Source organism: Massilia sp. CCM 8734 (assembly GCF_011682155.1).
In the GTDB taxonomy this organism is placed as follows: Bacteria; Pseudomonadota; Gammaproteobacteria; order Burkholderiales; family Burkholderiaceae_D; genus Telluria_A; species Telluria_A rubra.
Genome location: NZ_WHJI01000030.1, coordinates 34,557 through 58,043, shown reverse-complemented (window position 1 = coordinate 58,043; position 23,487 = coordinate 34,557). Strand labels below are relative to the sequence as shown.

General features: G+C 62.5%; 15 protein-coding genes. 3 read left to right on the top strand and 12 right to left on the bottom strand.

The features are described 5' to 3' along the window. Positions 1 to 142 precede the first annotated feature (142 nt). The 10 genes from infB to F2P46_RS23910 all read right to left on the bottom strand — a co-directional run bounded on the left by infB (position 143) and on the right by F2P46_RS23910 (position 14,970). Positions 143 to 2,980, bottom strand: a complete 2,838-nt coding sequence (gene infB, locus F2P46_RS23955) for a translation initiation factor IF-2 (RefSeq protein WP_166894923.1) — start codon at positions 2,978 to 2,980, stop codon at positions 143 to 145. Between the two features lie 47 nt (positions 2,981 to 3,027). Next, complete coding sequence (gene nusA, locus F2P46_RS23950) at positions 3,028 to 4,593, bottom strand: transcription termination factor NusA (protein ID WP_166894921.1); 1,566 nt, start codon at positions 4,591 to 4,593, stop codon at positions 3,028 to 3,030. Further along, on the bottom strand, positions 4,590 to 5,078 hold the full coding sequence (rimP, locus tag F2P46_RS23945) for a ribosome maturation factor RimP (RefSeq protein WP_166894919.1): 489 nt from the start codon (positions 5,076 to 5,078) through the stop codon (positions 4,590 to 4,592). Before rimP ends, nusA begins: the two co-directional genes overlap by 4 nt. A gap of 341 nt (positions 5,079 to 5,419) precedes the next feature. Beyond that, positions 5,420 to 7,525 carry a 23S rRNA pseudouridine(2605) synthase RluB gene (gene rluB / locus F2P46_RS23940; protein ID WP_166894917.1) on the bottom strand — a complete coding sequence of 702 codons (2,106 nt, stop codon included), beginning with the start codon at positions 7,523 to 7,525 and terminating at the stop codon, positions 5,420 to 5,422. Next, a complete protein-coding gene (gene scpB, locus F2P46_RS23935; RefSeq protein WP_166894915.1) occupies positions 7,512 to 8,315 on the bottom strand; it encodes an SMC-Scp complex subunit ScpB in 804 nt (267 codons plus the stop codon). Before scpB ends, rluB begins: the two co-directional genes overlap by 14 nt. A 759-nt stretch (positions 8,316 to 9,074) precedes the next feature. Further along, entirely contained in the window at positions 9,075 to 10,100 is a 1,026-nt protein-coding gene (locus F2P46_RS23930; RefSeq protein WP_166894913.1) for a glucokinase, read from the bottom strand. A gap of 176 nt (positions 10,101 to 10,276) precedes the next feature. Beyond that, entirely contained in the window at positions 10,277 to 11,224 is a 948-nt protein-coding gene (locus F2P46_RS23925; protein WP_166894911.1) for a VTT domain-containing protein, read from the bottom strand. A 115-nt stretch (positions 11,225 to 11,339) separates the two neighbouring features. Next, a complete protein-coding gene (locus tag F2P46_RS23920) occupies positions 11,340 to 13,016 on the bottom strand; it encodes an ABC transporter ATP-binding protein (protein WP_166894909.1) in 1,677 nt (558 codons plus the stop codon). 8 nt (positions 13,017 to 13,024) lie between these two features. After that, positions 13,025 to 13,996 (bottom strand): ABC transporter permease, encoded by a 972-nt coding sequence (locus F2P46_RS23915; protein WP_368737952.1) that lies wholly within the window; start codon positions 13,994 to 13,996, stop codon positions 13,025 to 13,027. 35 nt (positions 13,997 to 14,031) lie between these two features. After that, a complete protein-coding gene (locus F2P46_RS23910; RefSeq protein WP_166894905.1) occupies positions 14,032 to 14,970 on the bottom strand; it encodes an ABC transporter permease in 939 nt (312 codons plus the stop codon). 411 nt (positions 14,971 to 15,381) lie between these two features. Here F2P46_RS23910 and F2P46_RS23905 point away from each other — a divergent pair, with 411 nt between their 5' ends. Further along, positions 15,382 to 18,174, top strand: coding sequence for a TonB-dependent receptor (locus tag F2P46_RS23905; protein WP_208296752.1), 2,793 nt, complete (start codon positions 15,382 to 15,384; stop codon positions 18,172 to 18,174). Positions 18,175 to 18,457: 283 nt separating this feature from the next. Continuing rightward, positions 18,458 to 21,076 (top strand): TonB-dependent receptor, encoded by a 2,619-nt coding sequence (locus tag F2P46_RS23900; RefSeq protein WP_166894904.1) that lies wholly within the window; start codon positions 18,458 to 18,460, stop codon positions 21,074 to 21,076. Between the two features lie 100 nt (positions 21,077 to 21,176). On the opposite strand, the gene F2P46_RS23895 is transcribed toward F2P46_RS23900, so the two are convergent. Beyond that, positions 21,177 to 22,403 carry a type II toxin-antitoxin system HipA family toxin gene (locus tag F2P46_RS23895; protein ID WP_166894902.1) on the bottom strand — a complete coding sequence of 409 codons (1,227 nt, stop codon included), beginning with the start codon at positions 22,401 to 22,403 and terminating at the stop codon, positions 21,177 to 21,179. Continuing rightward, the gene (locus F2P46_RS23890; protein ID WP_166894900.1) at positions 22,403 to 22,777 is read right to left on the bottom strand and encodes a helix-turn-helix transcriptional regulator; all 375 of its coding nucleotides are present in this window, start codon (positions 22,775 to 22,777) and stop codon (positions 22,403 to 22,405) included. Before F2P46_RS23890 ends, F2P46_RS23895 begins: the two co-directional genes overlap by 1 nt. Before the next feature lie 296 nt (positions 22,778 to 23,073). On the opposite strand from F2P46_RS23890, the gene F2P46_RS23885 reads away from it, so the two are divergent. Then, positions 23,074 to 23,397, top strand: a complete 324-nt coding sequence (locus F2P46_RS23885; RefSeq protein ID WP_166894898.1) for an NTF2 fold immunity protein — start codon at positions 23,074 to 23,076, stop codon at positions 23,395 to 23,397. The last annotated feature ends 90 nt before the right edge of the window (positions 23,398 to 23,487 follow it).

The following is a 23,487-nucleotide window of genomic DNA, read 5'->3' as shown; positions in this document are numbered from 1 at the left end:
AAGTACCTTCGCTCAGCGTGAAGGCTTGGATTCCCGCCTGCGCGGGAATGACGGTTTGTGGGACGGTGGCCGCAATAGCGTCAGGCTGACGGCCACCGGAGGCGCCCCGTTTCCAGGGCGCCCACTGTGCTGCATCCAACGATTACAGCGTACGGGCGATCTCTTGAACTTCGAACACTTCGAGGACGTCGCCGACTTCGATATCGTTGTAGTTCTTGAGCGACAGGCCGCACTCCAGACCGGCGCGGACATCTTTCGCGTCGTCCTTGAAGCGCTTGAGCGAGTCGATCTCGCCAGTCCACACAACAATATTGTTGCGCAGCAGGCGTACCGAGGACGAACGCTTGACCACACCATCGGTGACCAGGCAACCGGCAATCGCGCCGACTTTCGAGACCAGGATAACCTGGCGAATCTCGACCTGGCCGGTGATGTGCTCGCGCTTCTCCGGTGCCAGCATGCCCGACAAGGCCGCTTTGATCTCGTCGATCGCATCGTAAATGATGTTGTAGTAGCGAATGTCCACGCCGTTCGACTCGGCCAGCTTGCGCGCCTGGGCGTCAGCACGGGTGTTAAAGCCGATGATGACCGCTTTCGATGCGACCGCCAGATTGACGTCGGACTCCGTAATACCACCCACCGCCGCGTGAACAACCTGAACGCGCACTTCGGAAGTCGACAGTTTTTGCAGCGAGCCGACCAGCGCTTCCTGCGAACCCTGTACGTCGGTCTTGACGATGACCGGCAGATTCTTGACTTCGCCTTCGCCCATGTTGTCGAACATGTTCTCGAGCTTGGCAGCTTGCTGCTTGGCCAGTTTGACGTCGCGGAACTTACCTTGACGGAACAGACCAATTTCACGCGCTTTACGCTCGTCGGCCATGACCATGACTTCTTCACCGGCAACCGGCACTTCGGTCAAGCCCTGGATTTCGACCGGGATCGACGGACCAGCTTCGCTGATCGCCTTGCCGTTTTCGTCCAGCATGGCGCGCACGCGGCCATACGAGGAGCCAGCCAGGATCACGTCGCCGCGACGCAAGGTACCGGACTGCACCAGGATCGTCGCGACAGGGCCACGGCCCTTGTCCAGACGTCCCTCGACCACCAGGCCACGCGCTGGCGCGTCGATCGGGGCTTTGAGTTCCAGTACTTCGGCTTGCAGCAGAACCTGTTCCAGCAAGGCATCAATGCCTTCGCCGGTCTTGGCCGACACCGGCACGAATGGCGATTCGCCACCGTATTCTTCCGGCACCACTTGTTCCGCAACCAGTTCCTGCTTGACGCGGTCCAGGTTGGCGCCCGGCTTGTCGATCTTGTTGATCGCGACCACCAGCGGTACGCCGGCAGCTTTTGCGTGAGCAATCGCTTCCTTCGTCTGCGGCATCACGCCATCGTCGGCGGCAACCACCAGGATCACGATGTCAGTCGCTTTCGCTCCCCTTGCACGCATCGCCGTAAACGCTTCGTGACCCGGGGTGTCGAGGAAGGTGATGATGCCGCGCGGCGTTTCGACGTGGTAAGCGCCGATGTGCTGCGTGATCCCGCCCGCTTCGCCCGACGCCACTTTGGCGCGACGGATGTAATCGAGCAACGAGGTCTTACCATGGTCGACGTGACCCATGACGGTGACCACCGGTGCGCGCGAGACGGCTTCGAAGTGGGCGTGTTCGCCCTGGTCGGCCAGCAGTGCTTCCGGATCGTCGAGTTCAGCCGCAAATGCCTTGTGGCCCATCTCTTCGACCAGAATCATCGCCGTTTCCTGGTCCAGCACCTGGTTAATGGTGCACATCTGGCCCAGCTTCATCAGCTGTTTAATGACTTCGGATGCCTTGACCGACATCTTGTGCGCCAGTTCGGCGACCGTGATGGTCTCAGGAACGTGAACGTCCTTGATGACCGCTTCGGTCGGCGCCTGGAAATTGGTTTCGCGGTCATCGCTGTGCGATGGACGACGGCCCTTGGCGCCACCGCGCCAGCTGTCGCGGCCACCCGGCGAACCGGTGTTGCCACGTGGCTTGATCGAGCCCGGCGCGCCGCGTTTTTTCGCGTCGTCCGACCAGGTCGAGGAGACATTGGCCGACTTGATCGACTTCTTGTCCGCCGTAACCGGCTTCTTGTCGCCTGGCTTGTCGCCCGGCTTCTTGTCGGCTGGCTTGTGCAGGGTGCCTTCAGGCGGCTTCGGCTTGATCGCGGCGACCGGCGGCGGAACGGGTTCCGGCGCCTTGATCGCGCGACGCGGCGCATTCATCATGGCCTTGATCTGCGCGACTTCATCGGCCACGGCCTTGCGGGCGCGGTCGTTCGCTTCGGCGCGGGCCGCAGCTTCTTGTGCAGCGACAGCAGCCTTTTTCTTGGCTTCGTCGGCGGCAGCTTTCTTCGCTTCGTCGGCGGCAGCCTGGTCGGCGCCGGCAGCGGCCGCCGCGGCGGCAGCGGCTACGCGCTTCGCTTCGGCATCTGCTTCTTTTTTAGCGTCGGTCTCGGCCTGCTTGGCCTGGGCTTCTTTTTCAGCGTCGAGCTTGGCGAGGCGCTCCTGCTTTTCACGCAGGTCGGCTTCCTGGCGCGCAATCAGCTCTTGCTGACGGCGTGCTTCTTCCTCGCGACGGGCCACTTCGGCCGCGTCGATCACCGGTGCAACGGGCGCGACCGGTGCCGGCGCGGGCGCCGGTGCCGGATCGTCGCGCTGCACGAAGGTGCGCTTCTTGCGTACTTCGACCTGGATCGTGCGCGACTTGCCAGTGGCGTCAGCCTGCTTGATCTCGGTGGTTTCTTTGCGCGTCAGCGTGATTTTCTTCTTCTCGGTGTCGGTCGCCGTGCCGTGGGTACGGCGCAGGTGATCCAACAACTTATCCTTATCATCTTTCGACAATGGATCTGACGTCGAACTTTTATCGACGCCGGCAGAACGCAGCTGCGTCAGCAGCAAATCTGCAGGCATCTTCAGTTCGGTGGCAAATTGGGCTACGTTGTTACTCGCCATTCAGTCCTCTTTTCTTTGTGTCGAGACAGATGATAAGGTTACTCAAATTAAGCCTTGACCACTTCTGCCAGGCTCCAGGCTTTCGCCTGCAGCGCCTTGGCGCGGTCGTCATACTTTGAGTCGACCAGCTTCATCTCGTCGTCGGTCACATCATTAAATTCATTCTTGATCAGATCACGTGCACGGTCCGACGCCAGCGCCAAAATAGCGCCAAATTCGTCGTACGCGAGCGCCGCGAACGCCTCAACGTTCTTGATACCGGCCAGGCCCAGCTTGCCCGCAGTGTTGCGGTCCATGCCTTCCAGGTTAACCAGCTGCTCGTCCATCCCTTCCAGGCCTTCTTCTGAAGCAATTGCTTCAGTCACCAGCGCATCACGGGCACGGGTCCGCAGTTCGTTGACGGTATCTTCGTCGAAGGATTCGATATCGAGCATCTCGGAAATCGGCACATACGCGATTTCTTCCAGGCTAGCGAATCCTTCTTCCACCAGGATGTCGGCCACTTCCTGGTCGACGTCGAGTTTTTCCATGAACAGTGCGCGCACTGCCGCGGTTTCCTGAGCCGATTTATTCTCGGACTCTTCCGCTGTCATGATATTGATCTTCCAGCCGGTCAGCTCGGCAGCCAGGCGCACGTTCTGGCCGGAGCGGCCGATCGCGATTGCCAGGTTTTCCTCGTCGACCACGACGTCCATCGCATGCTTTTCTTCGTCGACCATGATCGACGAGACATTCGCCGGCGCTAAGGCGCCGATGACGAATTGGGCCGGATCTTCCGACCACAGCACGATGTCGACGCGCTCGCCGCCCAGTTCACCGGTCACTGCCTGCACGCGCGAACCGCGCATGCCGACGCAGGTGCCGATCGGGTCGATGCGCTTGTCGGCCGTATACACGGCGATCTTGGCGCGAACGCCGGCGTCGCGCGCTGCCGATTTAATTTCGAGCAAGCCTTGTTCGATTTCCGGCACTTCCAGTTCGAACAGCTTCATGATGAATTCCGGCGCGGTACGCGACAGGATCACCTGCGGGCCGCGCATATTGCGGTCGATGCGCAGGATGTAGGCACGAACGCGGTCGCCGATGCGCAGATTCTCTTTCGGGATCATCTGGTCGCGTGGCAGGCGTGCTTCGATCTTGCCCGATTCGACGATCGCGTCGCCGCGTTCCATGCGCTTGATGGTGCCGGTCACGAGCGAGTCGCCACGCTCCAGGAAGTCGACCAGGATCTGTTCGCGCTCGGCGTCGCGGACACGCTGCAGGACCACCTGTTTGGTGTCTTGCGCGAAGCGGCGGCCGAACTCGACGGACTCGATCGGTTCTTCGATGTATTCGTCGACTTCGATGTCGGGGATGTTTTCCTTGGCTTCGAAGTGCAGGATTTCCTGGTCCGGCAGTTGCAGGCCAGCCTCGTCGGGCACGACGTGCCAGCGGCGGAAGGACTCGAACTCGCCCGAATCACGGTCGATGGACACGCGAATGTCGACTTCGCCCTCGTAACGCTTCTTCGTGGCTTGCGCCAATGCGAATTCGAGCGCCCCGAAGACCACATCTTTATCGACATTTTTTTCGCGCGCCAGCGCGTCAACCAATAACAAAACTTCGCGGCTCATGCTTTGCGTCCCTTAAAATCCACTTGCGGCACCAAACGGGCCTTATCCAAGTCGGCGAGCGTAAACTCCAACAGCGCCGGACCATCCTTGCTTTCAAATTCCAATGCGATATTCTCGCCTTCCGGGGCCTGCAAGATACCGGTGTAGGTCTTGCGGTCGGCCGTGCCGGGCATGGCCACGCGCAGCTTCACGGTGCATTCGCAACCGGCGAAACGCGCGAAATCGGCCAGGGTACGCACCGGGCGGTCGAGCCCCGGCGAAGAGATTTCCAGGCGCTCGTAGTTGACGTTTTCCACAGTCAATACGTGCGACAGCTGGTGACTCACGGTGGCGCAGTCCTCGACCGTAATCGGGCCTTTTTCGGCCGCCTCGGCTGCAGTGAAATCGATATACACGCGCAGGATGCCGCGCTCGCCCCGTTCGACATCAACGAGTTCGTAGCCCAGGCCACTGACTGTCTTGGCGATTAATTCAAACTGCTGCAAACAAGTTCTCCAGATCACGGCCCCGCAGGACCACTAAAAACGATTTACCAAAAAAAAAATGGGCATGTGCCCATCTTCCTATACTCCCAACCAGATGAAAGCACTTGCACCAGTCTGTGGTGGGAAGAACTTTTATTAGGCTGCAGATTATAACCTGTTATCGGGCCGTTCGCAATCCGATGACTGGCAAATGAACAGGCATACAACACTTATCAAGTTTAAAACAAAAGCCGCGTTCACGGTGCTGTGGGCAGCGCCGTGCGCGCCGCTTCGGTCACAAAACAACACCGCCACCGTCGTTCCCGGCCTCGACCAACCCCTTGGCGGGAACGACGGCTTGCTTAACCCCGGCGACCGCGACGCGGCATGCCGTGATCGGCGCTGCGTGGACCTTGCGGACCCTGCGGACGACGATTCCCGCCACCCGCATTCCCGAAACCGAAGGTCGTCTGCAATGGATCCGGCTGGCGCGGCCCTTTGGCCCCGCCACCACCATTGCCGCCATTGCCACCGCCACCACCCGGACGACCGGTGCGTGGCTGCCCATCGCCCTGCGGACGCGCCGAACGCGGCTGGCCGTCACCCTGCGGACGGCCCTGGCCTTGGCCTTGGCCCTGGCCTTGGCCACGACTCTGCCCATCGAAACCGCCGGCGCTGCGCGCCTGCCCGCCCATGCCGCCCATGCCGCCCGCACCACCCGGACGCCCTTGCGGACGGCCACCGGCGCCGCGCCCCGCACCGCCACGCCCGTTCGGCGGACCGAACGGATCCGCATTGCGGTTGGCGTCGACGCGGTCGATGCGATTGCCATCGGAACGCTTGTCCTCATCGCTGCGCGGCTTGGCGTCGCTGCGGCCTTTCGGACCGCGCGCGTCGGCGCCGGCGCCCTTCTTCTCGACGCCGAACGCAACGAGCAGGTCGCGCACGGTGTTTTCTTCCATCTCATCCCAACGACCGCGCTTGAGGTTGCTTGGCAGGGTCATGATGCCGTAGCGGGTACGGATCAGGCGCGAGACGGTCAGGCCGACCGCCTCGAACATGCGGCGCACCTCGCGGTTGCGGCCTTCGCCGATGACCACGCGATACCATTTGTTGATGCCCTCGCCGCCGCCATCGGCGATCTTGGTGAACGACGCCACGCCATCGTCGAGCTCGACGCCGGCCAGCAGTTTCTGGCGCATGCCCTCTTCCAGCTCGCCCAGGGTACGCACCGCGTATTCGCGGTCGATGTTGTAGCGCGGGTGCATCAGGCGGTTGGCCAGGTCACCGGAAGTCGTAAACAGCAGCAAACCTTCGGTATTAAAGTCGAGGCGGCCGACGGCCAGCCATTTGCCGGCCTTCATGGTCGGCAGGCGATCGAAGACCGATGGACGGCCTTCCGGATCGTCGTGACTGACGATCTCGCCGGCCGGCTTGTGGTACACCAGCACGCGCGGCGGCTTGCTGCTCACCTTGCGGTGGATCAGCTTGCCGTTGATGCGCACCGCATCCGACGGCAGGATGCGCTGGCCGATGTGGGCCGGCTCGCCGTTGACCGACACGCGGCCGGCCACGATCAGGTCTTCCATGTCGCGGCGCGAACCGAGACCGGCCTCGGCCAGCACCTTGTGCAGCTTCGGCGCGTCGTCGTCGGACGTGAGGTCGCGGCGCACCAGCTTGACTGGCTGCGCGCGGCCGCCGTCGGTGGCGTCGAACGCGTCCGAGGTGACGTACGAAAACGCCGCATCGGCATCGTTCATCTTGTTCTTGCCGTGGTGCTGCAGGCCCGGATTGCCTTTTTTATTCTTTTTGACGCGCGGCTTGGTGTCCAGGCTGCGCTCGGGGCGCGGACCGCGTTCGGGGCGGGCGACCGGCTCGGCGGGCGCTTCGGCAGCCACTTCCGGCTCGCCGGACTCGACACGCTCCATCTGGATACGGGCTTCGCGCTGGCCGCGCAGTTCGCGCATCTGGCGCGGACCGCGTGGCGCACGTGGAGTGTGCTCGCCATTGGCAGGCGCGGCGCCGTCGGCGGCCGGGGCGGCATCGGCGGCTACCGTTTGCACTGCCGGCGCGGCGCTGTCTTTCGGGGCGCGCGGCTTGCGGGCGGCCGGAGCGGGCTTGTCGGTGGTGGCGGCTGCGACGGCCACGGGCGCGCTGGCGGCGGCCGGGGCTGCGGCGACAGGCGCGCTGGCGGCTGCCGGAGCGGACTCATCCGCTGCCACGGCAACTGCTTTCTTTGCGCGCGGCTTGGCCGGGGCCTTGGCTGGGGCATCAAGCGCGGCGGGCGCGGCGGCCTCGACTTCGGCGACGGCCTTTTTGGCGGCGGCGCGTTTCGGTTTCGGCGCGTCGGCGCCGGCGGCGGCGCCCGCCTCTATCTGTGCCTTGGTGCGGCGTTTTGGCTTCGCTACTGCCTCGTCCATGGCTGCTACGTCGGCGTTACTTGTCTCTGTCGGTTTAGTTGGATTCATTATTCGTTTCTTGGTTGTGCTGACCTGGCGCAGCGTCAACCGTTATTTCTGGCGCAGGGTCGTGAATGAGGACTTCAGGAGATGAAGTATCGGAGCCGGCCGCATCCGCGACGGCGGGAGGAAATGCCTCCTGCGCGTCGCCGCTACCTGCACCATCGTCGTTTGCGGCCTCCGAGGCCGCCGCTTTATCAAAATTTTCCTGCAGGGCAGCCTCGAGTGTTTCCATGTCGTGACCGCCCCGCATGTCGCTGATTTGCTGCAACGGGGGCAGCTGGGACAGCGAATTCAAACCCAAATCGTCAAGGAACTGCTTGGTCGTACCCAGCAAGGCCGGGCGCCCGATCACATCGCGGTAGCCGATGGCATCGATCCAGCCGCGGTCTTCCAGCATCTTGATCGTCTGCGAATTGACGGCAACGCCACGTATTTCTTCGATATCGCCGCGGGTGACCGGCTGGCGGTAAGCGATGATCGCCAGGGTTTCCAGGGTGGCGCGCGAATATTTCTGCGGCTTTTCCGGGCTCAGGCGATCGAGGTACTGCTTCATTTCCGGGCGACTCTGGAAGCGCCAGCCGCTGGCCAGGCTGACGATCTCGATCCCGCGTTCGCTCCAATCGCGGCGCAACTCTTCGAGCATGATCTTGATGGTATCGGCGCCGACCCCGGCGCCGAGTGGGCGGCCATGGTCATCGACATCGACGAACAGCTTCTTCATGCCGTGGATCGACATGGGCTCGCGCGCACAGAGCAAAGCGGTTTCGAGGACCCGTTTGGCCTCATCAGTATTCATAACGATGTCGTATGCGGATGTTGCAATTAGATCTGCAGAGAAAAAACAACCAAATACCATTCAACGCATGGCGGCATGCATCACCGAAATGACGCCGACAGCATGAAAACACGTTGAAACTGGAATCCGTCGCCTGCGACGAAGCGCGCTGGGCGGGAATGTTACAGGTGGCGAGATGCGAACCCTGCCACACGGTTGCCTGCATACCTGGCGAGGCTAAACCGTTGATTTTCAAGAGAAACGCTGGTTCGTCGCAGCGGCAGGGAGGCCAAGCTCCGGGCGCGCACTACACGAACGATCGACATCGTTTGCTCCAACAGCGGCCATTGTACCTGATAAAAGCGCGAAAAGGACAATCCCCCGCGTCAGAATCGCCTGTAAATGCCCCGAACAGACCCCAGCCGCCCCCACACCGGGGTCAGAGCTTTAACTTGCAACTAGTTGCCACCCAGATTCAAAACACCCCTCAACCGGGGTCTGACCTCTGATTCGAAATTAGTTTCCCGAAGAATGATACCAGTGGCACTATGCGGCCGCGTTTTCGCATGCGCCCTATGAAGGCACGACGATCACGCCATATTTTTGACCGGCAAGCGTGTCGAAATCTCGTTCGCCACGCCGGATTGCACAATTAATTGCTAATCAGAGGTCAGACCCCGGTGCGGGGGGATTGCCATCAAAGTAACTAATTGCCAATTAAGGCTCTGACCCCGGTTGTAGGAATCGGTGAGAGCTTTGGCGGATATTGTAAGAAATATCTTAGCTGCCGAGCTTTTCGGAAAGGATGGCGGAGACGCCGAGGAAGGCCGGGTAGTCGGCCGTAATCACGAACGTCGGCACTTGCGCCAGATAGTTGACGAAGCGCCCTTTCTGCTCAAAGCGGCTGCGGAAGCTCGAGCGCGCGAAGCGCTCGCCCAGCCTCGGCACGATCCCCCCACCTATATAGATACCACCCTGCGCGCCCAACGTCACCGCAAGATTGCCCGCGACCGTGCCCAGCATGCCGCAGAACGCTTCGATCGCTTGGTCGCACAGGGCGCACTCCCCCGCCAGCGCACGCCGCGATATCTCGGGGGCGTCCAGCGCCTGCGCCGCTTGCCCCGTATGGTGCGCCAGCGCCCGGTAGATCAGTTCGATGCCGTCGCCGGAGAGCAGCCGTTCCGCCGATACATGCTCGTACTGGCGCCACGCAAACTGCAAAATCGCCACTTCGACCTCGTTGGCCGGCGAAAACGTCACGTGCCCGCCTTCGCTGAGCAAGGCCGTCCAGCTCTCGCCCGCGGGAATCAGTCCCGATACGCCCAGCCCGGTCCCGGCGCCAACCAACCCCAGCGGCGTGTGCGCGCGCGCCACGCCGCCGCCGACTTGCCGCTTCTGGCTGGCGGCCAGGTGCGGCAAGGCGCGCGCCAGCGCGGTGAAGTCGTTGACCACTTCCAGGGTCTCGAAGCCGCACTCGACCCGCAAGGCGGCAATCGAAAACTCCCAGTGATGATTGGTCATGCGCACCAGGTCGCCCGTGATCGGATTGGCAATCGCCAGCGCCGCGTGACGCAAGCCGTCCACCCCGGCCGCCACCACGGCGGGCGTGCCCAGATAGGCGCGCAAGGCATCGGCCAGGGTCGGGTAGTTGTCACACGGCAGCACGTCGATCAGTCCGACTTGCCCGGGAGCCGTTTCGAGCGCGAAGCGGGCGTTGGTGCCGCCAATGTCGGCCAGCAGGCGCGGGCCGTCGACATAAGCGGAAGGCGGGACAACAGGGTGCGGCGCGGTGGCGTGGTCGGTCATGGTGGCGATTGTTCTATAGACTCGCCAAGCTTAATGGATCACCTGCCCACGGTGCAAGCTTTCTTTGTAGTTATAGTACAGGAAGGCCGAAAATTCCTGCCTTAAGCGGAGTTTCCACCGGTCCGGGCGTAGTATAGGTACGCGCCGCGCTTGCGCAAGGGATTTGGCGAGTGATATCAGCCGGCCTGGACCGTGCGTTGTTCGGGGTCAACCGCGTGATGGGCATTCCACGCGTCCAGTCCGCCATGGAGGGGGCGGGCCAGGCGGTAGCCGCGCGCGATCAGTTCCTTGGCAACTTGCGCGGCTGTGACGTCGTTCGGGCAACTGCAGTAAACGACGATGTGACGCTCCTTGTCGAGCAGGGCCACGAAGCTGTCCGGCGCGCTGGCGTTATAGATCAGCGCGCCCGGCACGGCTTGTTCGAGCTGCTGGGCGGTGATGCTGCGCGCGTCGATGATGATCGGCTGCTGCCCGCCGCGAATGAGCTGGGCCAGTTCGCTCATGCTGATGCGCTCGATCTGCATGCCCTGGCGGAAGCGGCGCCGTTCGATGTACTTGTACAGGACGAACAGTCCCAGCAAGGTCAGCAGGACCATCAGGGCGGTGCTGCCCATGTTTTCGAGCATGACCAGCACTTTATCGACGCTCTTGTGGAACAGGGCGCCGATGCCGATCCCGGTACCGCTCCAGAGCAGGCTGCCGGTCATGCTGAAGGCCAGAAAGCGCGCCGTGCTCACGCCCAGCGCGCCGGACATGGGCGAGGCGATGATGTTGAAACCCGGAATGAACTTGGCGACCATCAGCGATTTTGGCCCGAAGCGCTTGAAGCGGTCTTCGGTCTGGCTGACGCAGTAGTCGGGCGAAAGTGAAATCTTGCACAGCAGTCGCAGGATGCGCTTGCCGTAGAAGCGGCCGGCGTTGAACCAGATCACGTCGCTGATCAGGCAAGCGCCGATGCTGACGGCCAGGCACACGCCCCAGCTCATCTCGCCGCCCACGGACAGGGCGCCGGCCACGATCAGGATCGGGAAGGCGGGAATCGGCATACCGATTTGTTCGACCAGCACGATGGCAAACACGATGAGCACACCGTAGAGCTGAAGCAATTCGATAAGATTGGGCATGCCGCCATCTTATCCCAAAATGCGCCGCGCTTCTCCCCCGAAAGTGGTATTGCAGCCCGGCGGCGGCAAACGCCTGTGGCGGCGGCGCCGCATGCACAGCGGCGGCATGCGGATGTCATGCGCCCGGGATCGCCGCCAGCAAGGCCCGGGTGTACGGATGCTGCGGATTGCGGTACAGCTCGTCCGAGTCGGCCATTTCGACCACGCTGCCGGCGCGCATGACCATCACCCGGTCGGCCATGTATTTCACCACCGCCAGGTCGTGCGAGATAAAGATGTAACTCATGCGGTATTCATCCTGCAAGTCCTGCAGCAGGTTGAGCACCTGCGCCTGCACCGATACGTCCAGCGCCGACACCGATTCGTCGCACACCAAGATCTCGGGGCGCATGGTCAGGCAGCGCGCGATCGCGATGCGCTGGCGCTGCCCGCCCGAAAACTCGTGCGGATAGCGCTGCATGGCCTGCGCCGGCAGGCCCACCTTGTCGAGCAGTTGCAGGGCCATGCCGACGCGCTCGCCATCGCCCGCGCCGATGCGGTGGATGCGCATGGGTTCGAGCAGTATTTGCCCGACCGTAAAGCGCGGATTGAGCGAGGCGTACGGGTTTTGAAACACGATCTGGATGCGCCGTTTGTAGGGCAGAAAATCGCGTGCCGGCATGCCGATCAGGTCCTTGCCCTCGAACATCGCCGTGCCGCCGCTGGCTTGGTGCAGCCGCAGCAAGGTCAGTCCGACCGTGCTCTTGCCCGAGCCCGATTCGCCCACCACACCGAGCGTCTTGCCGCGCGCCAGGGTGAACGAGACGTCGCTCACGGCGCGCAGCTCGCGCTTGCCGAACAGCCCCTCGCGCGTGTAAAAACTCTTGCTCAGCTTGCGCACGACCAGCACCTCCTCGTCATCAAACGCGTAGCCGCGCGTGCGTTGCGCGCCGCCCGCCGCTTCCCGCGCTTCTGAAGTGTGGACCAGGTAATCGTCCAGCACCGGCAGGCGCAGCGGGCGCTGGTCCAGGCGTGGCCGGCAGTGCAGCAGGGCACGGGTATAAGCATCGGCCGGATGGTCCAGCACCTGGCGCGCCGGGCCCTGTTCGCGCACTTCGCCGTTGCGCATCACGATCACATGGTCGGCGATCTCGCTCACCAGCGCCAGGTCGTGCGTGATGAACAGCACCGACATGGCGCGCTCCTTCTGCAAGCGGGCAATCAGCGCCATGATCTGCTTCTGGATGGTGACGTCGAGCGCGGTGGTCGGCTCGTCGGCGATCAGCAGGGCCGGCTCGCAGGCGATCGCCATGGCGATCATCACGCGCTGCTGCTGGCCGCCGGACAACTGGCCGGGGTAAGCGTCGATTCTCCGCGCCGGGTCGGGCATGCCGACTTCGTCGAGCAAGGCCAGGGTGCGCACCCTGGCCGCTTTCGCGCTCATGCCCAGGTGCTGGCGCAGCACTTCGCCGATCTGGTAGCCGACCGTCAGCACCGGGTTGAGCGACGACATCGGCTCCTGGAAGATCATGGCGATGTCCTTGCCGCACAGGCGGCGCCGCTCGGCGCGCGGCAGCGCCAGCAGGTCGACCCCGTCGAACACGATGCGCGAGGCCGGGTCGATGATGGTGGTCTCCGGCGCCAGCAAGCCCATCACCGCCAGCGAGCTGACCGACTTGCCGCTGCCGGACTCGCCCACCAGCGCCACCGTGGCGTTGCGCGGCACCGAAAACGATACGCCGCGCACCGCCTCGACCGTATTGCGCTTGTCGATGCGGAAGGCGATGCGCAGCTTGTTTACTTCTAGCAGCATGCCGGCCTTTACTTGAGTTTCGGATCGAGCGCATCGCGCAGGGCGTCGGTCAGCAGCGAAAACGCCGTCACCAGCAACGCCATGGCGCTCGCGGCGGCGGTGAGCTGCCACCATTTTCCGAGGATCAGTTCGTTCTGCGCTTCGTTCAGCATGCTACCCCACGACACCACGCCGACCGGCACGCCGAAGCCGAGAAAACTCAGGATCACTTCGGCCTTGATGAAGCCGACCGCCAGGATCGAGAGCTGCACCAGGGCCACGTGGCTGACGTTGGGGAAAATATGCGAGAACATCTTGCGCCAGTGCGAGGCGCCGATGGCGTCGGCCGCCAGCACATACTCGCGCCCTTTGTGCTTCATGTATTCGGCGCGGATCAGGCGGTACGGCCCGGTCCAGCCGGTCAGCCCCAGGATGAGCACGATGGTGCTCACGCCCTTGTGCTGCAGCACGGCCGCCACCGCGAGGATCATCAGGATCGGGGGAATCGCGGTAAACACGTTGTAGAACCAGTTGAACAGGTCGTCGACCACGCCGCCGAAGTAGCCGGACAAGGCGCCGCCCACGGCGCCCAGCGCGACCGCCAGCAGCGCCGCCGCCAGCCCCACCACGATCGAGGTTTCGCCGCCCTTGATGGTTTTGAGCAACACGTCGTGGCCCCATTTGTCGGCCCCGAACGGCAAGCTGGCCAGGCGCGGCGGCGGTGGGGCGGTGATGGCGGCGCCCTGCGCGGCGACGATGGCGGCGATCTCGTCCGCCAACGGGTCGAACGCGTTCGGCGGCGGCCCGCTGCGCGCCGCGCCGGCGCCCTCCCCCATGGCCCTGTCCGCACCGATGAACGATGGGGGCGCGTAGGTGATGCCCACCTCGTCTTCCCAGCCGGCCGCGACCAGGCCCGTGCTGGACAGGGCCAGCAGCGCCAGGAACAGCGCCACCACCGCCAGCGACGCCATGGCCACGCGGTCGGCGCGCAGGCGCCGCATGGCCAGGGTCCACAGGCCCGCCGGGTGGCCCGGCCTCATGCGAGCTCGACGCGCGGATCGACCGCCTTGTACAGCAGGTCGGCCAGCAGGTTGAATACCATGGTGGCGGCGGCCACATACACGGTAATGGCTTTGATCACCGGAAAATCGCTGCGCTCGACCGCCAGGATGACTTCGCGCCCGATGCCGGGAATGCCGAAAAAGCGCTCCAGCAGGAACGCGCCGATCAGCAGCGCCGGCAGGTTCGCCATGACGTGCGTGATGATGGGAATGGCGGCGTTGCGCAGAACATGCACCCACTTGATGCGGCGCTCGGACAAGCCCTTGGCGCGCGCCGTGCGCACATAATCCTGTTGCACTTCGTCGAGCACGAAGCTGCGGTACAGGCGCAGGGTCGGCGCGACCGACACCGCCAGCCCGATCAGCACCGGCAGCGCCGCGTAGCGCAGCAGGTTTTCGCCCAGAGCGCTACCCCAGCCCTGCACCGGAAACAGCCCCAGCTTGTAAGCGAGCCCGTACTGGAAGGCGATGATGTACACCAGGATACTGACCGACATGCCGACCGTGCAGGCCAGCATCACCGCGCGGTCGGTCAGCGAGCCGCGCACGAAGGCCACGGCCAGCGCCAGCGCGATGCCGGTCACGGTTTCGAGCACGGTCAGCGGGATCAGCACCGTCAGCGACGGCCCCAGCCGGCTGGCGATGATGTGCGACACCGGCTCGCCGGTGCTCCAGGCATTGCCGAAGTCAAACGTCACGATCTGCTTGATGAAGATCCACAGCTGCACCTGCAGCGGCTGGTCGGTGCCGAGCTGGCGCCGGATGTTCTCGATCTCGGCGGCGTCGGACATCTTGCCGGCGAGCAGATACGCCGGATCGCCGCCGATCCAGTTAAACAGTATAAACACCAGCAGCACGACGCCGCCCATGGTGGGCAGCATCTGCCACAGGCGGCGCAGGATATAGGCAAGCATATTGGTGCGGCGCGGTCCTTTCCTGGTGGGCGTGGCGGCTTGTTTCGCAGCTCATGACGATAGCGCATTTCGGGCGCGCGTGGTGATACCGGGCGAACAATGCCGTGGTTGCCGCGCAGAAAATAATCTTCGTTGACGGCAGACAACGGAGAACAATTCAAGTACAAATTTGTAGCGTCGGGAAACTGTTGTTTCGCTGCCAAACTAGCCCGTGTGTACATTGACAGTCAGACATTGAGATGTTGAGATGTGTGCGCTTGGAAAATGTTCTCACCAACTATTTCACAAGAAAACGAGAGACATCATGTATTTTTCGCCGATCTCAGCAAGCCTGTGCTGGGAATCGGACACAAAGCGAAATATGCATGCAGATATAGAAGTTTTTAACATTGATACCCTCTGGAGTGACACATGTTTAGAAAAACCGTAATGGCGCACGCCGTCTCTGTGGCGCTCGCTTCGGCAGCATTCACCCTGGCCGCACCGGCCATGGCGCAAGACCCGTCAGGCCCGATTCAACGCGTTGAAGTGACCGGTTCGAGCATCAAGCGTGCAAGCGCCGAAACCGCTTCCCCGGTCCAGGTCATCACCGCGCAAGACATGGCCAAGTCCGGCAAGGGCACGGTCGCCGAATACCTCCAGACCCTGACCGCCGATGGCGCCGGCTCGCTGCCGACCGGCTTCGGCAACGGTTTTGCCGCCGGTTCGACCGCGATCTCGCTGCGCGGCCTCGGCGCCACCTCGACCCTGGTGCTGCTCAACGGCCGCCGCATGGCGCCGTTCGCACGCGCCGACGATGGCCAGAAGAGCTTCACCGACCTGTCGACCATCCCGATGGAAGCGGTCGAGCGCATTGAAGTGCTGAAAGACGGCGCCTCCTCGACCTATGGCGCGGACGCGATCGCGGGCGTGGTGAACATCATCCTGCGCAAGGATTTCACGGGCTTGATCGCCAAGGGCACGCTCGGCCAGTCCAAATACAAAGACGGCGAAATGGCCAAGGGCTCGCTGACCTGGGGCAAGGGCAAGCTGGAAGCCGACGGTTACAACGTGCTGGTCAACGCCGAGTACTACACCAACAACGAACTCAAAAACAAAGACCGCGCCGACCGCGCCTGGATCGGCCACGGCGACCTGCGTCCGTACGGCTACAACATGGATACCCAGTTCGCCTCCGGCTACCTGGCCGGCAGCAACAACACCGGCGCCAGCCCGACCGGCTCGATCCGCAATCCGGTCACCAACACCTATGTGTCGCTGCCAGGCTGCACGGCCCTGTCGCAAACCAGGAACAGCGATCCGCAGGGCGGCTGCCTGTGGCACCACGACCAGTTCCGCTCGATGCAGCCCCAGGTCGACGGCCTGAACCTGTACACGCGCGCCAGCAAAAAACTCGGCGACGACCTGCTTGTGTACGGCGAAGTGGGCTACTCGAAACGCGACACCTCGTTCACCCTGGTTCCGGGCGAAATCACGCGCACCTATGCCGGTCCGCCGACGGCCGCCAACCCGACCGGCGTGACCAACTGGGGTTCGGGCGCCGGCACCACCATGCAACTGGCCGCCAACCACCCGCAAAACCCGTACGGCGTGCCGGTCCGGGTGCGCTATTCGGCCTTCGACGTCGGCCCGAGCGAGCGTTCGGTCAACAATGAATTCAACCGCATCGTGGTGGGCCTCAAGGGCGCGGCCATGGGCTGGGATTTCGACACGTCCTACGTGCATTCCGAGTCCAAGCTCGATCTCTTGTACAGCAACATGCTGAACCTGCGCGTGGTGCAGGCGGCGCTGGGCAATGCGGCCAGCCCGTACTTCCCGTACTACCTCGGCGAGCAGGCCGGCAAGAACCCGGCCTCGCTGTACCAGGCCATGGTGCGCACCGCCACCTCGCATTCGACCACCAAGCTCGACATCGTCGACTTCAAGGCTTCGCGCGAACTGTTCCAGCTGCCGGGCGGCGCCTTGGGCCTGGCCGTGGGCGCCGAACACCGCCGCGAAAAACTCGACAATCCTTCCCTGTCGGGCACCGAAGACGGCTCCATCAACTCATCCTACGTGGCGGCCAAGGGCGAAGAGAAAATTTCGGCCGTGTTCCTCGAAATCGCGGCGCCGGTCTTGAAATCGGTGGAACTGTCGGGCGCCCTGCGTTACGACAAGTACACCAACTTCTCCTCGACCACGCCGAAACTGGGCGCCAAGTGGACCCCGGTCAAGAGCTTCGCCGTGCGCGGCACCTATTCGGAAGGCTTCCGTGCGCCGGGCGCGGCTGAAGCGAGCGCCTCGTCGCGTTCGACCGGCACCGCCACCACGCGCGATCCGGTCCGTTGCCCGGGCGGCACCCCGGCGGCCGGCGGCGGCAGCGCCACCGATTGCTCGATTTCGCTGGCGGCGGTCAAGGTCGGCAATCCGGCCCTGAAACCGGAAACCTCGAAAGGCATGACGCTCGGCATGGTCTGGGATCCGCTGAACGATACCAGCCTGTCGGTCGACCTGTGGAAGATCAAGCGCAGCGACGAGATCAACCCGCTGCCGTACAACGAAGCGGCGGCCCTGCCGACCGCGGTGCGCGCCGATAACAACCTGGTGGTCGGCGGCGTGGCCATTCCGAACACCGGCACCATCCTGATTTCGAACGCGCCATACCGCAATTCGAGCTACACCGAAATCAAGGGCGTCGACGTCGACATCAAGCAAAAGTTCCGCCTCGGCGACTTCGGCCGCGCCAACCTGGGCCTGACCTGGACCTACATCGATTCGTGGATCCGGGCCGAGTCGGCCGCCGTCAAGTACGAGTACGCCGGCACCCACGGCAACTGCGACACCTCCAACTGCGCCGGCACGCCCAAGCAGAAGATCAGCTTCGTGGCAGGCTGGGACTGGAACGACCTGAACGTCACCGCCACCACCAACTACCGTTCGAAGATGAAGAACGTGGGCTTCGAAGGCGACCTGTGCGCATCGAAGTTTGCCAACGGCAGCTCGGCGCCGAACCCGGAATGCACACTGGCCTCGTTCACCTCGACCGACCTGTCGGTGCGCTACAACGTGTCGAAGAACTTCCAGCTGTTCGGTTCGATCAACAATCTGTTCGACAAGGTCGCACCGCTCGATGCCTACACCTACGGCGGCATGAGCTACAACCCGATGGACGCCAGCGGCGCCATCGGCCGCTACTTCAAGGCTGGCGCGCGCTACCAGTTCTAGCCTGAACCGGTAAGCCATCACAAACCACAGGGGCGGTGCTCAGGCACTGCCCTTTTTCATGCGCGTCTTGTTCATATGTATATGCGCAGCGGGCGTTTGTGTTGCAGCGCAGCAGACAATTCCCGCAGGAACATGCTTGCTGACTGGAAGCTTACTTTACAATCAAGCTAAACAATTTATCTATTTTCGTTGTATTTCGATCAAACCCAATCTTGTTCGATTGACACCCGCAGTTACTGATGATTCTATAGTCCCCTCTCACTTTTGGATGGAGTTGAACAGCATGATGAAGCCAACCGTATTATCCCTGTCGTTGGGCGCGATGTTTGCAGCCGGCGGCGGTTTTGCAGGCACGGCGTTCGCACAGGACGGCCAGCCAATGCAACGCGTCGAGATCACCGGATCGTCGATCAAGCGCATTCAAAGCGAAACCGCCAACCCGCTCTCCATCATCAAGGCCGACGAGTTCATCAAGCAGGGATTGACCACGGCCCAGGAAGCGCTCTCGCGCATTCCCTCGAACCAGAGCACCATGGGCAGCGGCAACGTCGTTGGCGGCAACAGCAGCGGCCTGCCGACCGGCGGCCAGGCCAGCGCCGACTTGCGCGGCCTGGGCGGCGACAAGACCCTGGTTCTGCTCAACGGCCGGCGCCTCGCCAACCACCCGTACGACAGCTCCAGCGTCGACCTGAACATGATTCCCCTGTCCGCCCTCGACCGGGTCGAAGTGCTGCGCGACGGCGCCTCGGCCATCTACGGCACCGACGCCATCGGCGGCGTGATCAACTTCATCACCAAGCGCTCGGTCACGACCACCACCATCACCGGCGAAATCGTGCGTCCGCGCAAGGAAGGGGGCGATGAAAAGCGCGTCAACCTGTCCAGCGGCTTCGGCAACCTCGACAAGGACGGCTTCAACGTCTTCGGCGTTGTCGACTGGCACGAGCAGACATCGATCAATTCGCAGCAGCGCGAATTTTCTAAAACCGGCATCGTCGCCAGCCGCGGCCTGAACCTCACTTCCGGCACTACCTTCCCCGGCAACTACTACGATGCGGGCGCCGACAAGTCCGGCAATCCGGGCTGGGCCACCGGTTGCAATCCGCCCTTCTCGGTACCGAACGCGGACGGCATCTGCCGCCAGGATTACACGCGCCAGATCGACAGCATGCCCGACCAGGAGCAACTGGCCCTGTTCGCGCGCGGCAGCATGAAGCTCGGCGCCGACCACCTGGCCACCCTGGAATTTTTGCATTCGCAAAACGACGTGACCTCGCGCACCGCGCCGCCGCCGCAGACCGGCCTGATCCTGCCGAACACCAGCAAGTACTATCCGAAGACCGGCGTGTCCGGCCAGCCGCTGTCGGTCAACTGGCGTCCGACCGAAGCGGGCCAGCGCACCATCGATTCGACCGGCAAGGCCGACCGCGTGGTGCTCGGCATGGAAGGCTTGCTGGCGGGCTGGGATTACAAGGGCGGCCTGGCGCACTCGATTTCCAAGTCGAGCGAAGATTTTGTCAACGGCTACGTGGCCGACGCCTCGTTCGCGGCCGGCGTGGCCAATGGCATCCTCAACCCGTTCGCGCTGCAAGATGCGGCCGGCAAGGCTTACCTGGACAGCACCGCCCTGCGCGGACGCGTCCAGAGCGCCGAAGTGAAGAACACCAGCTTCGACTTCAAGGCCAGCCGCGACCTGATGGCCATGGGCGGCGGCCAGATGGCCGTGGCGGTGGGCACCGAGATCCGGCGCGAGACGGCCGCCTTCAACGTCAACCGCGCGATCGCGTCGCAGGCGTCGAGCTCGGGCTTGTCGGGTTCGCTGTCGAAAACCGGTTCGCGCAATATCCAGGCCGTGTTCACCGAGCTGAACCTTCCGTTCACCAAGGAACTGGAAGTGCAGCTGGCGGCCAGGTACGACCGTTACAGCGACGTCGGCAACACCACCAACCCGAAGATCGGCCTGCGTTACCAGCCGACCCCGCAGTTGCTGGTGCGCGGTTCGGCCAGCACGGGCTTCCGCGCGCCGACCCTGTTCGAAAAGAACGGTCCGCCGTCGCGCAACGATACCAACGACAGCTACAGCGATCCGATCCTGTGCCCTGGCGGCAAGCCACAGCCCGGCTCGAATCCTCTGCGCGATTGCAATCTGCAACAGTTCAAGCTGCAAGGCGGGAATATCAACCTGAAGCCGGAAAAATCGAAGTCGTTCTCCTTCGGCGCCGTGATCGAGCCGATCCCGAGCGTGACGATCGCCGCCGACTACTGGAATATCCAGTTGAAGGACAAGATCGCCGCCCTGCCGGAACAAACCATCTACGGCAACTACGAAAAGTACAAGGCCTTGTTCCTGCGTAATCCGGATGGCTCGCCGAACGCGATCGAAGACTTCCTCAACAACCTGGGCGAAGTCAAGACCGACGGCGTCGACCTGAGCGCCACCCTGCGCCTGCCGCGCACCAGCGTCGGCAACTTCACCGTAACGGTGGACGGCACCTACGTGCACAAGTACGACTACCAGAACGAGCGCAATGGCGAGTTCATCCACAACGTGGGCCGCTACGCCGACATGGCGCCGGTGTTCCGCTGGCAGCACACCGCCGCGCTGAACTGGAACAGCGGCCCGTGGGGCGCGACCCTGTCGCAATCGTTCAAGTCCGCGTACCAGGATCAGGACCAGGTCGAGCCGGAGTTCAAGCACAAGGTCGAGGCCTACAGCCTGCTGAACCTGTCGGGCAGCTATAGCGGCATCAAGGGCCTGACCCTGACCGCCGGCCTGAAAAACCTGCTCGACGAACAGCCGCCGTTCTCGAACCAGGGCACCCTGTTCCAGAAGGGCTACGATCCGCGCTTCAGCGATCCGATCGGACGCGCAGTGTACCTGCGCGCCAGCTACGCGTTTTAAGCGTTCTTAGCCTTGTAGCTTGACCAAAAAACCGCCGGCGTGTGCAGCCGGCGGTTTTTTTTCGTGCGCGCGCCGGCGCGGCGAACCGGGCTTGCGCCGCTCACACCATGCGCGCGCAATTTGCAGCGACCGTGCTTGCGATCGCGGCGCGCGTCGCTTTGCGCATTGGATAGTCTGCGAGAACATGGTCGAACGTCAGCGCAATCGATACAATGCGCTCAATGGCACTGCGGGCACGCTCCAGTGCGATGCCATTGCGCTCAGCAAGCTTTAGCAAATGCATTTTTGCCGGATGAAGGCTTTCGCCGTCGACATCCATCTGGTGATGTCCGGCAGGACCGTGGCAATACGTCAGGTCGTAACACGGGGCAAGCGCCCATGTCAGCGACTCATCCATCCTGAAGGAGAAATTCTTGGTGTGGTCGTCACGATTGTTGAATACGACATTGAAGACGCACCGCTCGTACGCCTTGAGCACTTCGGGCTCACTCAGTGTCAAGGCGCGCGTTGTCCGCAGCAACGTTTCATAACCGGTATTCGGAAGGCGGAAATTCAGATTCAAGGCCCCCGCCAGCGTGTGAACGGGCACCTTCATTGCGTCAGCGCGGTCAAACCGTTCGATGCCAAATGCGGCCGTTTTGGGCCCCAGCACAAAATGCCTGGTCGCCGGCACATCCAGGCCGCAGTCGCGGGCGGTTTCGGAATAGGCATGTTCAATTGCGCAGACTTCCTTGTGCTCATCTTGCCCAGGAAACTTCACCAGCCACGGCGTACCCGGCCCATCTTCCAATGTGCTGATGATTCCTGACGTCGCATCGTACTGCACCAGCACTTTTGGCCGGGCGCCGTGCGGCGAGCCGCCGAGCAGGATCAGCTGTTTCAACGCCGCAGTATCCTTATCGGCAACAACAAGCTGGATTTCCTTGGCAAGGTCGACCAGTTTCGAGTCCTGCGGTGTGAGTGCAATGTCCGTCGCCGGCGAAAAGCTGAGGGCGCCCAGCGCGCGGCTTCCAATGAAGGCTAATCTGTCCAGCGCCGAGATCTCATGCGCGGGCTTTTGGAAGTGTTTCTTGAAAAACCGGTCCATGAGAAGCAAGCCCCATCCGTCCGGTAGTGCATCGGCGAGCAAGCCAGGTAGCTGCAGTTGCTCCCTCGGAAAATCTCTGTAGCTGTCCACCGACAAAGGCATGCGGATCGGTGACAACTCAACGCCCTTGGCGCGTGCCTCGGACGAGTACTCGAACACCACCTGGCGGCCGTCGCTTGCGATATAGCCCAGCGGCCATGACTGACCCCATCCGCAAAATTGCACCTGTAGCTTTTGCATCAGAGTCCCTTCGGCCTCGGCTTGCGCGGTGCGCGCATGCGCTTTTCGTGTTCAGCGTCACGCTCCATTTGCGCAATCGACAGGCTTTTCAAAGCGAAGCTGTCCTGCAGCTCGCTTGCCATGCCAAGCGCCAGCACAGCACGAATAAAATTTTCGAACGTGCAATCGCCACGCGTCTCCAGCCGTTGCAGCGTGGCCTTGCCCATCCCGGCGCGCTCGGCTAACGTTTCCAGGGTAATCCCTTTGATAAGCCGTCGCTGCCTGAGGCGCGCGGTCAGTTCTTCACGAATCTCTTTTTCGGTTGCCAGCGAAAATTCCAACATTGCCCCCTCCCAATCGCCAACCTGGCGGCCGAACACGCCAAGCAATCTCATAAAATATCATTTTTGATAAAAAATGACAGGATTCTTTATATAATATATCGATTTTGATATTTTATAGAGTGAACACACACCTTCCCGCGTTGTTCCAAAAAAGCAGGAACAGCTTACTATCACGGGAAATGTTATCAGTTTGATCGTGTCGGTCCGGGTCAGTTAAAATTAAGGTCAGTTAAAATTACCCAAGTACCATGAAATGGTAACGTTGCCCGGGCCTGCGTGCCGAATGGAAGCATGAGCAATTGTAAGTACTGAACATCCCACTTCCCTTGTCACAGGAGCCGTTACCCATGAAGTGCATCCTCGCCAGCCTCATCGTGCTCGCCATGTGTGGCAGCGCCCTGGCCGGGGCCGATGAACCGGCGCGCCATTCCTACATGCCTGCGCAGGGCTATGTTCCCGATGCGGCGACAGCGGTGACCATTGCCATCGCGGTACTGTCGCCAATTTATGGTGCAAGCAAAATCAAGGGCGAAGCGCCGTTCATCGCGACATTGAAGGATGGGGTGTGGACCGTCAGCGGCACCTTGCCGCCGAACATGTTTGGGGGCGTCGCGGTGATCGATATCTCCAGGACTAACGGCACGATACTGCGGGTAAGTCACGGCAAATGAGTTTCAGGCAAGGCGACAGGGGCCGCCCGGGTAATCGCTTACCCGTGTGCGATGGTGGCGCGCCTTGAGACGCTGGCCAGACGCCGGCCG

Coding starts and splice junctions, on each gene's coding strand:
- infB (WP_166894923.1), bottom strand. CDS start 2,980: ATGGCGAGTAACAACGTAGCCCAATTTGCCACCGAACTGAAGATGCCT.
- nusA (WP_166894921.1), bottom strand. CDS start 4,593: ATGAGCCGCGAAGTTTTGTTATTGGTTGACGCGCTGGCGCGCGAAAAA.
- rluB (WP_166894917.1), bottom strand. CDS start 7,525: ATGAATCCAACTAAACCGACAGAGACAAGTAACGCCGACGTAGCAGCC.
- scpB (WP_166894915.1), bottom strand. CDS start 8,315: ATGAATACTGATGAGGCCAAACGGGTCCTCGAAACCGCTTTGCTCTGT.
- F2P46_RS23930 (WP_166894913.1), bottom strand. CDS start 10,100: ATGACCGACCACGCCACCGCGCCGCACCCTGTTGTCCCGCCTTCCGCT.
- F2P46_RS23925 (WP_166894911.1), bottom strand. CDS start 11,224: ATGCCCAATCTTATCGAATTGCTTCAGCTCTACGGTGTGCTCATCGTG.
- F2P46_RS23920 (WP_166894909.1), bottom strand. CDS start 13,016: ATGCTGCTAGAAGTAAACAAGCTGCGCATCGCCTTCCGCATCGACAAG.
- F2P46_RS23915 (WP_368737952.1), bottom strand. CDS start 13,996: ATGCGGCGCCTGCGCGCCGACCGCGTGGCCATGGCGTCGCTGGCGGTG.
- F2P46_RS23910 (WP_166894905.1), bottom strand. CDS start 14,970: ATGCTTGCCTATATCCTGCGCCGCCTGTGGCAGATGCTGCCCACCATG.
- F2P46_RS23905 (WP_208296752.1), top strand. CDS start 15,382: ATGTTTAGAAAAACCGTAATGGCGCACGCCGTCTCTGTGGCGCTCGCT.
- F2P46_RS23900 (WP_166894904.1), top strand. CDS start 18,458: ATGATGAAGCCAACCGTATTATCCCTGTCGTTGGGCGCGATGTTTGCA.
- F2P46_RS23895 (WP_166894902.1), bottom strand. CDS start 22,403: ATGCAAAAGCTACAGGTGCAATTTTGCGGATGGGGTCAGTCATGGCCG.
- F2P46_RS23890 (WP_166894900.1), bottom strand. CDS start 22,777: ATGAGATTGCTTGGCGTGTTCGGCCGCCAGGTTGGCGATTGGGAGGGG.
- F2P46_RS23885 (WP_166894898.1), top strand. CDS start 23,074: ATGAAGTGCATCCTCGCCAGCCTCATCGTGCTCGCCATGTGTGGCAGC.